The sequence below is a fragment of the Arthrobacter sp. AL12 genome, from assembly GCF_029960645.1.
Taxonomy (GTDB): Bacteria; Actinomycetota; Actinomycetes; order Actinomycetales; family Micrococcaceae; genus Arthrobacter.
This window is the reverse complement of record NZ_JASBQY010000003.1, coordinates 285,640-298,375: the sequence shown is the minus strand read 5'-3', so window position 1 is coordinate 298,375 and position 12,736 is coordinate 285,640. Positions and strand designations below refer to the sequence as shown.

The following is a 12,736-nucleotide window of genomic DNA, read 5'->3' as shown; positions in this document are numbered from 1 at the left end:
GCGCAGGGGCGCAGCCGGCGGCGAGGGGCGCAGTGCGCGTTAGCGGGTAGCTTCGATGGCCTGCACGAGGTCGGCCACGACGTCGGACGGGTCCTCCAGGCCCACCGAGACGCGCAGCAGGCTGGCATGCGGTTTGGCGTCGGCGGCAACGGGCCGGTGGGTCAGCCCGGCCGGGTGCTGGATCAGGGTGTCGATGCCGCCGAGCGAGACCGCATGCGTGATCATGCCGACGGCGGACGGGATCCGTTCGGCGTGCTCGGCGCTGCCCACCTCGAAGGCGAGCAGCGAGCCGGGGCCGGACATTTGCGTTCCGATCAGCCGCTGCGGATCGCACTCGGGCAGCCCCGGATAGAAGACCCGCCGGACAAGCCCGTGCCCGGCCAGGGCGGCGGCAACCTTCTGCGCACTGGCCTGCTGCGCCCGCACCCGGACCGGCAGTGTGGCCAGGCCGCGGTGAAGCAGGTAGGCGGGCCAGGGCGTGAGGATGCCGCCGGTGACGGCCCGGATCTGGCGCAGCCTCGTGGTCCACTCGGGAGCCGCGGCCACCACGCCGCCCATGGCATCACCGTGTCCGCCGAGGAATTTGGTGGCACTGTGCAGCACCATCGCCGCGCCGTGCAGATACGGCCGCTGGAGGATGGGGCTGGCGAAGGTGTTGTCGACCAGGACCGGGACGCCGTCCGCCGCCGCTGCCACGAGGGCGATGTCGACGAGTTCCAGGCTCGGGTTGGCGGGCGTCTCCAGGATCACCAGGCCCGTGTCAGGGCGGAGCGCTGCGTGCACGCCCTCCGGGGTGGTAAACGTGACGTCGTTGCCGAGCACGCCCGAGGCCAGCAGGTAGTCGCTGCCGCCGTACAGCGGCCGCACCGCGACAACGTGCTTCTTGCCGGTGGCGACGACGGCGAGCAGCACCGCGCTGAGCGCCGCCATGCCGGTGGCGAACGCCACGGCCTCCGGAGTGTCCTCGAGGACGGCGACGCCCTCCTCGAACCGCGCCACGGTGGGGTTCCAAAGCCGCTGGTAGACGGTGCTCTGGCCCTCGACATGGGTGCCGCCGGTGGCCATGTGCTCATAGGCGAGCCCGCCGTCGTGCACGGAGGGCAGTGGCGCCGTGGTGGACAAGTCGATCGGCACGGCGTGCACGCCCAGTTCAGTGAGTCCGTTGCGGCCGGCGTGGACGGCCAGCGAGTCTTGAGAAAGCACCTTGCTCCTTATGAATATTCACCGTTGAATTCCGCAAGTATCTGGCAATAATTCGGAGTTTTGTAGGCCCCGCGAATGGAAGTGTCGGAATTCGCCGTTTATGATGAACTGACAACCCATCAAGGAGGATCCGTGAGTAGCAGTGCGAAGAATCTTCGGCCGGGAGCGGGTGCCGGCGAGCCGCTGGACGCTATCGACGAGCGCCTGCTCGCTGCACTCGTGGCCGACGCCCGGATCTCCAACAAGCAGTTGGCCGAGCTGGTCGGCATCGCGCCGTCCACGGCCCTGATGCGCACCCGGGCGCTCTCCGAGCGCGGGATCATCCAGGGCTTCGAGGCGAAGCTGAGCCTGTCCGCGATCGGCCGCTCCGTGCAGGCCCTCATCGCCGTCAGGCTCCGAGCGCACGACCGGGAACAGATCGACCGCTTCACGGCCCGGGTCCCGAAGCTCCCGGCCGTGCTCTCGACATTCCACACGTCGGGCTCGGTGGACTATCTGCTGCACATCGCCGTCGCCACCACCGAGGACCTCCGCGACTGGGTGCTGGACAATCTGGCCACGGATCCGGTGGTGGGGCACACCGAGACCACCCTCGTGTTCGACCACATCCAGGGCAACCAGAGCCCGCTGCCCGACTAGAGCCGGCGCCGTTTCAACGCCGGCGGGGACCTTCAGTCGCCGTTTCAACGCCGGCGCCGTTCCGGCTCCGACGGGGACCTTCAGGCGCGGCGCAGCGCCGCGCGCAGCGTGATGGCGGCGAGGGTGATCCCGGCGATCGAGCAGAGCACCACAAAGCCGGCGACCGCCGCCTGCAGGCCGACGACGCCGGCGGCGAGCCCCAGCCCGATGACGGGAATGGCGCTGCCGAGGTAGGTGATGACGTAGACCGTGCTGATGATCTGGGCGTGGCGGGAAGGCTCGACTTTCCCGGCCACGTCGTTGAAGACGGTCCGGAAGGACACACCCTGGCCCAGACCGGCGGTGATGCTCGCGAGGATGAGCAGCCAGGGACTGTTCCAGGCGGCGGCCGCGGCGATCAGCAGCACCGACCCGGCGAGCATGCCCAGTCCGATCGGCACCACAAAGCGGCCCCGCACGGCGAGGAGCTGACTGAGCGCGGAGGACCCGAGCGTCAGTCCCGCCAGCAGGCCGATCAGCGGCCGCGAATCGGCGTGAACGATCTGGGCGAAATAGCTGGGCGCCAGGGAGAGGCAGAAGCCGAATACGGCGAAGCTGAGGAACCCCACCGAGGACGCCAGCCAGAAGGCGCCGCGCGCCTCGCTGGACACCGACGGCCGGCGGGGCGCCAGCACACGCAACGGCTGCGGACCCGCGACCGACGTAATGGCCGGACGGGCCTTCAGCAGGTACAGCGGGACCAGCAGCGCGGCAAGGACCAGCGAATGCAGGTAGTACGGCGTGGTGGTGGGCCCGGGCAGCAGCGAGAGCACTCCCCCGATGGCCGGGCCGGCCGCCACGCCCCCGGCGGACGCCAGCAGGGTGAACCGCGAGGCCCACTCGGGGCGGCTGGGCAGCAGTTCCCGCAGGGCCGCCGAACTGGCGCCGGTGGCGAGCGCCACCGCAATGCCCTGCAGCGCCCTGCCGACACACAGCGCGAACAGTGTGTCCGCCGCGGCAAAAACGGAGCCGCCTGCCAGTCCCACGAGCACGGCAAGGACCAGCGCGGCCCGGCGGCCGATGTGGTCTGACCAGTGGCCGGCCAGGATCAGGGTCGCCACCAGCGCCAGGACATAGGCAGAGAAGGCCACCGTGACACCGAAGGCGGTAATGCCCAGTTTGGCCTGCAGCAGCGGGTACAGCGGCGTGGCCAGATTCGCGCCGACCAGCAGCGTGAAGATCACGACGCCGGCCATCACCAGCCGTGCCGTGGTGGAAGCGTCCCAGCCCCAGCGGTCTGCCGTGGCGGGGCGCATGCGAAGTTCGCTGAAGACCGTCATGACCTTGCCCTTGCCCCTTGCATGAAAGCGGGCCGCGCCTTCCCCCCGATGGGGAATCGCCAGCCCGTTCTGATTCGATACTCCCAGAATGCTGCATTGCTGCTTGTTGCAGCCAAATTCCGTGCCAAAATTGATCAAAACAATCAATCAGCCGCCGCCCAAGTGACCCGGAGTGACGATTTGAACAGCCTGGACCCCACCGACCTGAAAATCCTGCTGGAGCTGATCCGGGATCCGCGGATCCAGATCGGCGACCTCAGCGAAAAACTGGGCGTTGCCCGTAACACTGCGCAGTCGCGCGTCCGGCGCATGCAGCGTTCGGGTTTGCTGCACGACGGCGGCCGCGAGATTGATCTTGAGGCGGTGGGCTACGACGTCGTCGCGTTCGTCACGATCGAGGTCAACCACCGGGAGCTCGACGGTGTCGTGGGAGCCCTGCGCCTGATCGCGCAGGTTCTGGAGGTCCACGAGATCTCCGGACGCGGCGACGTGTGGTGCCGCGTGGTGGCCACCGACACCCACAACCTGCAGGCCGCGCTGCGCTCCATTCTCCGGATCAAGGGCGTCATCCGGACCGAAACCGTCCTGGCCCTGCACACCCACATCCAGTACCGCACCGAACCGCTGATCAGCCGGCTGGCCCAGGGCAGTTCGCTGGCACCGGCCAGGTCCTCGTGACCCGTCCGCCCGGCCCTCACCCCGGGGGCGGCCCGTCCTGGGCGGCCACGGCCACAGAAGACTGGATAATGAGCCCGTGACTATCATCGATAACGCCGTCTACGTTGACGGCGTGCGCAGCGCCGAGCCGCAGAGCCTCGAGCAGACCTTTGAGACCCTGAGCCGGCACGGCGGGATGGCGTGGATCGGACTGTACCGGCCGACGGAGGCTGAAATGGCCGCTGTCGCCGCGGAGTTCGGGCTGCACAGCCTCGCCGTGGAAGACGCCATTTCGGCCCACCAGCGCCCCAAGCTCGAACGCTACGACGACATCCTCTTCACGGTGCTGCGGCCGGCGCGGTACCTCGACGCGACGGAAACCGTGGAATTCGGTGAACTCCACGTGTTCACCGGGAAGAACTTCGTCGTCACCGTCCGGCACGCCGAAACCGGCGGGGTGGCACAGGTGCGGCGAAAAATGGAGAAGCGCCCCGACCTCCTCTGCCACGGCCCCGAGGCTGTGCTATACGCCCTGATGGACCAGGTGGTGGACGACTACGTACCTGTCGTGTCCGGCCTGGAGAACGACATTGATGAGATCGAGGACCAGCTGTTCAGCGGCGACTCCACGGTCTCGCGGCGGATCTACGAACTGGCACGCGAAGTCATCCAGTTCCAGCGCGCGATCCATCCGCTCCCCGCCATGATGCAGCTGCTCCGGGGCGGCTTCGAGAAATATGAAGTGAAACCCGAGCTCCAGCACAACCTCCGCGACGTCGAAGACCACGTGGAGCGGCTGATCTCCCGTGCCGATTCCTTCCGGGACCTCCTGCAGAACGCCCTCACCCTGGACGGCACGCTGACGGCCAACCGGCAGAACGAGGCCAGCGCCGAGCAGAATGAGCAGGTCAAGAAGATCTCGTCCTGGGCGGCCATCTTCTTCGCCCCGTCCATTGTGGCGGGCATCTACGGCATGAACTTTGACGGGATGCCGGAGCTGCAGTGGAGCTACGGCTACCCGATGGCCATCGGGCTGATGGGCTCCACCGCCGCCCTGATGTACGGCATCTTCAAGCGGAAGGGCTGGCTCTGACGGACGGATCCGTCTGGCGGACCCGAGTGTAGTCTGGCGTCATGAGCGCACGGCGGGACCGGTTCCGGGACATCGTGGAAACCCTGACGAGGCATGGGCTGGGCTTCGCGCTGGGGACCCTTGGGCTGGACCGGGTCCGGCCCGCGGACGGGGCCGCGGCGCGGCGCCGGCGTCCGCCCCGGGCTTGAGCCTGCCGGTGCGCGTCCGGCTCGCGCTCGAAGACCTGGGCGCCGTCTACATCAAGTTCGGCCAGATCGAGTCGACGCGCACCGACGTGCTTCCGCCGGAGTACGCCACCGAGCTTGCCAAACTCCAGGACGCGTCCCCGCCCATTGCAGCCGCCGAGGTCCGCGCCGTCATCACCGAGGAGCTCGGCACCGCAGCGGACCGGCTGCTCGCGTCGCTCGACGACACCCCCCTCGCCACCGGCCCATCGGCCAGGCCCACTGCGGCCGGATCACTCTGGACCCGGAGGAGGCTGCATCAGGCATCCCCGGTGCCGCGGCCCCCGGCAGCCGGGGCATCGACGTCGTGGTCAAAGTGCGCCGGCCCGGCGTCGTGGCCCAGGTCAACGAGGAGCACTTCGCCGCGAACTTCACCGGCGACGGCCGCGTCCACATCCCCCTGGTCTTCTGGGACACCACAACAGCCCGGGTCCTGACACTGGAGCGGATCCGTGGCATCAAAGTCGACGACGCGGCCGCCCTGCGGGAGGCGGGGATCGACGCCGGGGAGCTGGCCCGGCGGCCTGCAACGTCCCGCTGAAGATGGTGTTCGAGGACGGGTTCTTCCACGCTGACCCGCATCCGGGAAACTTCTTCGTGGAGGCGGATGGGCGGCTGGGCATCATCGATTTCGGCATGGTCGGCCACATCGGCGACTCGGCGCGTGACCAGCTGGTCAGGATGCTGGTCGCCGTCGTGGACCAGGACGCCGCCCGGCTGACCACGGCCCTGGTCCGCCTGTGCGGGGCGCAGGCAGGCGGCCGCTTCGGCGGGCTGCAGACGGACCTGGGCCCTGCGCTTCGGGACGGAGGCGCCGGAGATCATGCGCCGGGTGGTGGATGTCCTGGAGCGCGGAGGCATCGACATTCACTTCCGGGCCGAGGAGCTGGACCGGCTGATGGACAAAGCGGAGAAGACCGGGAACCGGATCGTCGCCGGACTGATCACCGCCGCCCTGATCAACGCCGTCGGGGAACTGGTGTCCGCCCAGCCGGAGAACTGGCGGAACTGGCCGAAGACCCTCTTCACCGCGGGAATCGGCGGTGTCGGCGCGCTGGGGGTCTACCTGGCCCTGACCTCCCGGCACCGGAAATAGCGCGGCCGCACTACGCCTGGGCGCTCAGCGGCTTCTGGGCTGCGGCGGCGTCTGGGCTTCAGCGGCGCCGCCGGGCCTGCGCGACCAGCCGGCGAAACGCCAGGACAAACACCGCCTCGATCAGCACCATCAGCCCGAGCAGCAGCCACTGGCTTTCGCCGATAAAGACGACGGCGCCGACCACCACGAGGATCGTGCCCAGGGTCAGGGCGTAGACGGCGAATCCGATGGCTACCTTCGCGCTGCGGACGCCCGTGCGGAAGCCGAAGCCCACGGGTTCACCCCCGGGGTACCCCGCCACCTTGTCAGGTCCCGCCGGGCTAAGCCGGTCGAACTCCTCCCAGGGGTCGCGGTCCTGGTCCTGTTCGGTCATGATTCCATTATCCCGCGGACACGGCGGTTGAGGGGGTCCGGATGACGTGCGGTCACATTCCCCGCGAGCTGTCTGGGTTGACCGGCCCTACGCGGCGCGGACGTCGATTTCGCCCGGCGCGGCGCCGTCGGCGCCGAACACCAGGTGCCGGTTGGCGATTTTTTCGCTGAAGAACCGGTCGTGGCTGACCACCACAACGGCGCCGGGGAAGTGCACAAGCGCGCGTTCCATGACCTGGGTGCTGGACATGTCCAGGTGGTTGGTCGGCTCATCCAGCAGCAGGACCGACGCACCGGACAGGAGGCACTGCGCCATCGCGACGCGCGCCTTCTGCCCGCCGGAGAGGTTCCCGATCTTCTGCTTGAGGTCCGCCTCGGAGAACTGGAACATCGCCAGGAACCGGTTGACGGACTTCTTCGTGGCGCTGAACGCCAGGCTGTCAGGCAGCGCGTTGACCGCGTGCGAGACGGTGTCGGCGTCGTCGAGGTCCTCGAGCATCTGGTTGTAGGAGACGAAGCCTGGCCCCTTGGCCCAGGCCACCTCGCCGGAATCGGCACGCTCTTCGCCGGTCAGGACCTTCAGAAGCGTGGACTTGCCGCTGCCGTTGGAGCCGAGCACCACGATCCGGTTGCCGCGGCGGATCTCGAAGCTCAGGCCGTCGAACAGCAGCTTTTCGCCGTAGGACTTGCCCAGTCCCTCGACCCTGCAGAGGACGTCCTTTACGTGCAGGCCGCCGTAGATCTCGGTGACGATCTGGTCGACCGGGCGGGGTGTGCGGGACTTCTTGATTTTGGCCAGCTGGTTGCCCAGCCCGCTGCTGGCGGCCTTGGCCGCCTCGCGGCGGTCGGAGATCCCCTCGGCCTCAAAGGCCAGGAGCTCCGATTCGTGCACGAACTGCTGTTCCAGGGTCTTGAGGCGGAACTGTTTCTGCACCACGTATTCGCCGAAGTTGCCCGGGTATTCGTGCAGGTGGAAGTTTTCCACCTCGATGATCCGGGTGACGACGGCGTCGAGGAACTTCCGGTCGTGCGAGACGATGATCGCGGCGCCTTTGAAGTCCCGGAACCAGCTTTCGAGCCATTCGACTCCGGCCACGTCCAGGAAGTTCGTCGGCTCGTCGAGCAGCAGCACGTCGGGGCCTTCGAGCAGGATTTTGGCCAGGGCTGCGCGGTTGCGCCAGCCGCCGGACAGCTCGTCGATGGCGCAGCTCCGGTGCGCCGCGTCGAAGCCCAGTGTGGTGAGGACGGTGTCGATGCGCCGCGGGTAGTCCCAGCCGTCGAGCCGTTCCATGTCCTCGAACAGCTCGGCCTGGCGGCTGATGAGGCGGTCGAGTTCGGCGTCCGCCGGGTCGGCGGCGATGGCGGCGTCAATGGCGGCCAGCTCGGCCTCGATCGCCTTGATCTCGGTAAAAAGCGCGTCGAGGACTTCAAGAATCGTGGCGTCCCCGTTGAGTTCGGAGAACTGGGAGAAGTAGCCCACCTTGGTGCCCAGTTCCAGGGTGACGGTGCCGGTGTCCGGTGTCACTTGGTCGAGGACCAGTTTGAGGATGGTCGTCTTACCGGAGCCGTTCTTGCCGATCAGGCCCACCCGGTCGCCCGTCTCGAGGCGGAAGAACGCTTCCCGGAGAATCTGGGTGTTGTCGAAGCGCACGCTGACATCTTGCAGCCGGATCAGGCTCATGGGTATTTCTCTTTCGATTTAGGATCTGTTCGGCAGGGGGCACACGGCGGAGCGCGGCACTAACGGGGCACGAGCCGCCACAGCGAGGTGACTTCGGCCGACCGGGCACCGAACAAGGGATCGTTTTGGTCGGATGCCTTGGGGTGGGTTGGCCTGGTGTCGGACCGTTCCAGCACCTTCAGCCCGGCGGCCCCGACGGCGCCCAGCAGGTCGGCACGGGACCGCAGCCCCAGGTGCTCGGCCAGGTCCGAGAGGACGAGCCACCCCTCACCGCCCGGCTCCAGATGGTCGGAGAGCTCGTTCAGGAAACGGAACAGCATCCGGCTGCCGGGGTCGTAGACGGCATTGTCCAGGGACGAGTGCGGCGTGGCCGGAATCCACGGCGGGTTGCACACGATGAGCGGCGCACGGCCGGCCGGGAACATGTCGGTCAGGACCGCTTCTGCCCTGTCCTGGACGCCCAGATTCCGGAAATTCTCGCCGGCGCAGGCAATCGCGCGGGGTTCGTTGTCCGTCGCCACCACCCGGCGGACGCCGCGGCGGGCGAGCACGGCAGCGAGCACACCGGTGCCTGTGCCGACGTCGAACGCCAGGCTGTCGGAGGGCAGCGGAGCTGCGGCCACCAGATCGACGTATTCGCTGCGGGTCGGGAAGAACGTGCCGTAGTGCGGGTGGATCCGGTCCTGCAGGGCCTCGACGTAGACGCCGTTCTTTCGCCACTCGTGCGCTCCGATGGCCCCGACGAGTTCGTGGAGCGACACCACGGAAGGCTCGCCGATGTCCCCGTAGGCCTCCTCGGCGGCCTGCCGGAGATCCGGGGCCCGCCGCAGCGGCACCGCCGGTCCGGGGTCAAGCGGAACCAGCAGCAGGCCGAGAATGCGTGCCCGGTGCGAGCGGGACTGGCGGTGCCGGTAGAACTCATCGGCCGGGGTGGGAGCGGTCTTTTTCTTCCCGGAGCCCACGCGCCGGTCCAGGGCGTTGAGGATCTGCCGCGCGTTGTGGAAATCACCCTGCCAGAGCATCGCGGTGCCCTGGGACGCCATCCGGTTCGCCTCATCGGCGGTGAGCGAGTCGGTGACCACTTCGATGCGGGCGGGCGCAGGCCGTCCGTTCGCCGACCGCCAGCGGGCGGTCCTGCTCTGGCCGCCCTCTGCCCACGTCACGACGGCAGGGGCATCCTCCGCGGCTGCCTGCGGGGGCGTGCGGGAGGGCGTCGGGACTGCCAGGGGTTGATCCGGCACGGCGGTTGCGATAAGAGTTCCAATCCCAGAGTCCGAGGGGCGGATCGGAGACTGACGTATGCGGCGGGACGCACCTTCTCAGGATACAGGCGGGCGTCCTGTCACTGTGCGATGCGGCTGCGTACCATCTCGCTGACGGCTTTGCCGTCGAAGCGTCCGGCGACCTTGGCGGTCACCGGCTTCATCACCGCGCCCAGCTGGCGCATCGTCAATTCAGTGCCGCCGGCGGTGAGGTCGGCAATCACCTCGTCGACAATCGACTCCACCTCGGCGGCAGTCAGTGCCTGCGGCAGGTAGGCCTCGATGATCTCGGCTTCGGCGATTTCCGCCGCGGCCCGTTCGGCCTCCCCCGCCTCGGTGTAGATGCGGGCGGTGTCGCGGCGCTTGGCGGCTTCCTTCTGCAGCAGGGACGTCACCTGGGCGTCGTCCAGCACGATCGGGGTCTTGCCGGACTTCTCGCGGGTTTCGATTTCGCCCAGGACGTTGCGCACCGTAGTGAGCGCGACCTTGTTGCGGTCCTTCATGTGGCCGACGACGTCGGCGTGCAGTTGTTCTTTCAGGGTGGTCATGATTCTCCTCGTCTCACTGGACAGGATATCGGGCTGTCAGAGGCCGCTGCGCCCCGCCCACAGTCCGTGCAGCAGCGGAACCACCGACGCGAGCATGAGGACGCTGCCGAGCACCGTGTCATCCGCGCGGGCCACGGAACCTGCGATGAGCAGGGCACCGAAGACCAGGGCCGAGGCCGACCGCTGCACCGTGCGGTCCAGCCGCTTGACCTGCTGCTCGAGGCGCGGAGTGGCGACCGCCAGTGAACCGTCCTCCAGCCGGGTCAGGAGCCGATCCAACCGTTTCGGCAGGCCCAGGGCCAGTCCGGCGGTGTCGATCGCCTGCTGGGCCACGTCCTGGGCGATGTTGCCGCGCTCGTCGCGCAGCAGCTGCGCCGCGTAGGGTTCCACCGAGTCCCAGAGATTGAACCGTGCATCCAGCGAGCTGCACACTCCCGAGGTCAGCGACATGGCCCGGATGATGAGCAGGAAATTCTCCGGCAGCTGAAACGGCAGGGACCGGACCACGTCGCCGAACTCCACCGCAAAGTCCCGGAACTCCCGGGGGTCCACCTCGCGAAGCTCGGCGAAGCCCATCCCGCCGAAGCGGGCGAAGAGGTGCGTCATTGCCCGCTCAAGCTCCACCGTGTCGGCCGAGGGCACCAGCACACCCACGTTCCGGATGGCGGTCACCAGCCCCTCGCCGTCACGCGAAGCGGCCGCGATGAGCAGCTTCCGCAGCCCGCTGCGCGTGCTCGCCGGAACCTCGCCCATCATGCCGAAGTCGATGAACGTAAGCTTCCAGGGGCGCTCTGCGGATGGACTGTTATCCGGCGTGACAAAGATGTTGCCGGGGTGGGGATCGGCGTGGAAAAAACCCGTCGTGAACATCTGGTCGAACATGACCGAGGCGAAAACGGGAGCAACCTGCGCCGGATCGATGCCCGCGGCCAGCAGCGCTGCCGTGTCCGTGATCTTGATCGCCGTGACGTCTTCGAGCGTGAGCACGCGGCGGGTGCTCCGCTCCCAGACGACGTCGGGCACGCCCACCCGGGCGTCATCGGCAAATTCAGCCGCGAACCGCTCCGCGTTCGCCCCCTCATGCAGGTAGTCGATCTCCTCCAGGCTGGTCTCCGCAAACTCCTCAACCAGGGCGGGCATGTCGGCCCGGTCGGACACCAGGCGAACCCGGCTGAGCCAGCCGGCGACCTTGCGCAGCGCCGCCAGATCGACGTCGACAATCGCGTCGATGCCCGGCCGCTGGACCTTGAGCACAACACAATCAAGCCCGGTGTCGGCGGCGTCGCCCGCGCGAAGCCGCGCCCGGTGCGCCTGCCCGAGGGACGCTGCTGCGATCGGTGTCTCCTCGACCGAGGCAAACAACTGTTCCAGCGGCGCGCCCAGCTCAGCTTCGGCGAGGGTGCGGATCGCAGAGAAGGACACCGGGGGCACCTCATCCTGCAGCCCCTCCAGCTCCTTGGTGATCTCGGGCGGGAGCACGTCGAGCCTGGAGGACAGGAACTGACCGACCTTGATCATGAGACCGCCGAGGTCCACTGCCATGACATGGAAGCGCTGCGCGAAGAGCAGCATCCGCTTCGCCCTGGTGCGCTCGGCAACCCTCACCAGCCCGAGACGAGGAAGGAACAGCTCAAACCACCAGGTCACCGCGAGATGCCACGCGGCGAAGCGCAGGATGCGACGGTAACGGGCGCGGTAGGCCCCGCCGCGGGGTAGCGGATCTGCGCGGTCCCGGCGAGCCGACGTCACCCCGGTCAGCCCTGGGCGAGGATCGCGTACAGCCGGCGACGCGCGTCGTTGAGCACCGCCACGGCTTCCTGCACCTGCTCCGGCGTGCCGGTGCGGCCCACCTGGGACGCGGCTTGTGCGAGCTCGACGCCCGCCTTGGGCAGCGCCGCGAACCCCGCCGACGCCGGTGCGGTCGAGTCCCAGGGCGCTGACGCGTCGGCACCCGCTACGGCCTCCCGGCCCGCTTCTGTCAGCGAATAGATCTTCCGGCCGTTGGATTCCTCGGCACGGATGAGGCCCTCGTCAGCCAGCAGCTGGAGAGTGGGATAGACGGAGCCCGCGCTGGGCTTCCAGCTGCCTCCGCTGCGCTCCTCGATTTCACGAATGATCTGGTAGCCGTGCATCGACCGCTCGGCGAGCAGGGCCAGCACGGCCGAGCGCACCTCGCCCCGCCCCGCGCGGGAACCCGCGCGCTTCTCGAACCTCGAACGCAACTCCTCAACGGCCTCCCACATGCTGTCGACATTGTTGCCGCGGAATCCACCTGCCGGGTATGAACTGCGCATCTTGCTCTCCTCAGAAAGTCGCGAACGATATACAACGATAGTCAACGATACATCTTAAGGACACGAAACCAAGAGCGGCTCCCGGCCTACCCAAGGGTCCGAAAAGAGAACTCTGAGACATGGCCGCGGCTTGGTGTCCAGCGACCGGCGCAGCACCTGAGTGAACCGGGAGTGGCAGAGTCTTTGGCCGCAATGGCCACCGGCCAGTTCTGGCCGGCCACGGGCGAGAACTGCATCGCCGAAGTGATGGACGGAAAGCTGACCTGCAAATTGTGGAGCTAAGGAGATTCGAACTCCTGACCTCTTCGATGCGAACGAAGCGCTCTACCAACTGAGCTATAGCCCCGA

14 protein-coding genes, 1 tRNA gene and 1 pseudogene are annotated in these 12,736 nt (G+C 68.0%); 7 read left to right on the top strand and 9 right to left on the bottom strand.

All coding sequences use genetic code 11. The features are described 5' to 3' along the window. Window positions 1–39: 39 nt before the first annotated feature. Window positions 40–1,203: a PLP-dependent aspartate aminotransferase family protein gene (locus QK291_RS05825; RefSeq protein WP_282379969.1), complete on the bottom strand. Its 1,164-nt coding sequence runs from the start codon at window positions 1,201–1,203 to the stop codon at window positions 40–42. Between the two features lie 132 nt (window positions 1,204–1,335). Here QK291_RS05825 and QK291_RS05820 point away from each other — a divergent pair, with 132 nt between their 5' ends. Continuing rightward, window positions 1,336–1,842 (top strand): Lrp/AsnC family transcriptional regulator, encoded by a 507-nt coding sequence (locus tag QK291_RS05820; protein WP_282379968.1) that lies wholly within the window; start codon window positions 1,336–1,338, stop codon window positions 1,840–1,842. 80 nt (window positions 1,843–1,922) lie between these two features. Here the strand turns inward: QK291_RS05820 and QK291_RS05815 are convergent, their stop codons facing one another. Further along, window positions 1,923–3,161 carry an MFS transporter gene (locus QK291_RS05815; RefSeq protein WP_282379967.1) on the bottom strand — a complete coding sequence of 413 codons (1,239 nt, stop codon included), beginning with the start codon at window positions 3,159–3,161 and terminating at the stop codon, window positions 1,923–1,925. A 180-nt stretch (window positions 3,162–3,341) separates the two neighbouring features. Here QK291_RS05815 and QK291_RS05810 point away from each other — a divergent pair, with 180 nt between their 5' ends. From QK291_RS05810 to QK291_RS05785, 6 genes and pseudogenes are all read left to right on the top strand, one after another. Next, window positions 3,342–3,839, top strand: a complete 498-nt coding sequence (locus QK291_RS05810) for an Lrp/AsnC family transcriptional regulator (protein ID WP_282379965.1) — start codon at window positions 3,342–3,344, stop codon at window positions 3,837–3,839. Between the two features lie 76 nt (window positions 3,840–3,915). Then, on the top strand, window positions 3,916–4,911 hold the full coding sequence (corA, locus tag QK291_RS05805; RefSeq protein ID WP_282379963.1) for a magnesium/cobalt transporter CorA: 996 nt from the start codon (window positions 3,916–3,918) through the stop codon (window positions 4,909–4,911). A 41-nt stretch (window positions 4,912–4,952) separates the two neighbouring features. After that, window positions 4,953–5,099 (top strand): hypothetical protein, encoded by a 147-nt coding sequence (locus QK291_RS05800; RefSeq protein ID WP_282379961.1) that lies wholly within the window; start codon window positions 4,953–4,955, stop codon window positions 5,097–5,099. Between the two features lie 343 nt (window positions 5,100–5,442). Next, the gene (locus QK291_RS05795) at window positions 5,443–5,676 is read left to right on the top strand and encodes an AarF/UbiB family protein (RefSeq protein ID WP_282379959.1); all 234 of its coding nucleotides are present in this window, start codon (window positions 5,443–5,445) and stop codon (window positions 5,674–5,676) included. A gap of 2 nt (window positions 5,677–5,678) precedes the next feature. Next, a pseudogene (locus QK291_RS05790) lies at window positions 5,679–5,798 on the top strand (AarF/UbiB family protein); the annotation flags it as partial. 169 nt (window positions 5,799–5,967) lie between these two features. Then, complete coding sequence (locus QK291_RS05785) at window positions 5,968–6,231, top strand: hypothetical protein (protein ID WP_282379940.1); 264 nt, start codon at window positions 5,968–5,970, stop codon at window positions 6,229–6,231. Between the two features lie 58 nt (window positions 6,232–6,289). On the opposite strand, the gene QK291_RS05780 is transcribed toward QK291_RS05785, so the two are convergent. The 7 genes from QK291_RS05780 to QK291_RS05750 all read right to left on the bottom strand — a co-directional run bounded on the left by QK291_RS05780 (window position 6,290) and on the right by QK291_RS05750 (window position 12,734). After that, a complete protein-coding gene (locus tag QK291_RS05780; protein WP_282379938.1) occupies window positions 6,290–6,604 on the bottom strand; it encodes a hypothetical protein in 315 nt (104 codons plus the stop codon). 87 nt (window positions 6,605–6,691) lie between these two features. Next, entirely contained in the window at window positions 6,692–8,284 is a 1,593-nt protein-coding gene (locus QK291_RS05775) for an ABC-F family ATP-binding cassette domain-containing protein (RefSeq protein ID WP_282379937.1), read from the bottom strand. Between the two features lie 59 nt (window positions 8,285–8,343). Beyond that, a complete protein-coding gene (locus QK291_RS05770) occupies window positions 8,344–9,447 on the bottom strand; it encodes a class I SAM-dependent methyltransferase (RefSeq protein WP_282380009.1) in 1,104 nt (367 codons plus the stop codon). 179 nt (window positions 9,448–9,626) lie between these two features. After that, on the bottom strand, window positions 9,627–10,094 hold the full coding sequence (locus tag QK291_RS05765; RefSeq protein ID WP_282379935.1) for a GatB/YqeY domain-containing protein: 468 nt from the start codon (window positions 10,092–10,094) through the stop codon (window positions 9,627–9,629). A 36-nt stretch (window positions 10,095–10,130) separates the two neighbouring features. Beyond that, window positions 10,131–11,843: an AarF/UbiB family protein gene (locus tag QK291_RS05760; protein WP_282379933.1), complete on the bottom strand. Its 1,713-nt coding sequence runs from the start codon at window positions 11,841–11,843 to the stop codon at window positions 10,131–10,133. Between the two features lie 5 nt (window positions 11,844–11,848). After that, window positions 11,849–12,388, bottom strand: a complete 540-nt coding sequence (locus tag QK291_RS05755; protein WP_282379932.1) for a PadR family transcriptional regulator — start codon at window positions 12,386–12,388, stop codon at window positions 11,849–11,851. 273 nt (window positions 12,389–12,661) lie between these two features. Further along, window positions 12,662–12,734: transfer RNA gene (locus QK291_RS05750), tRNA-Ala, on the bottom strand. Between the last annotated feature and the right edge of the window lie 2 nt (window positions 12,735–12,736).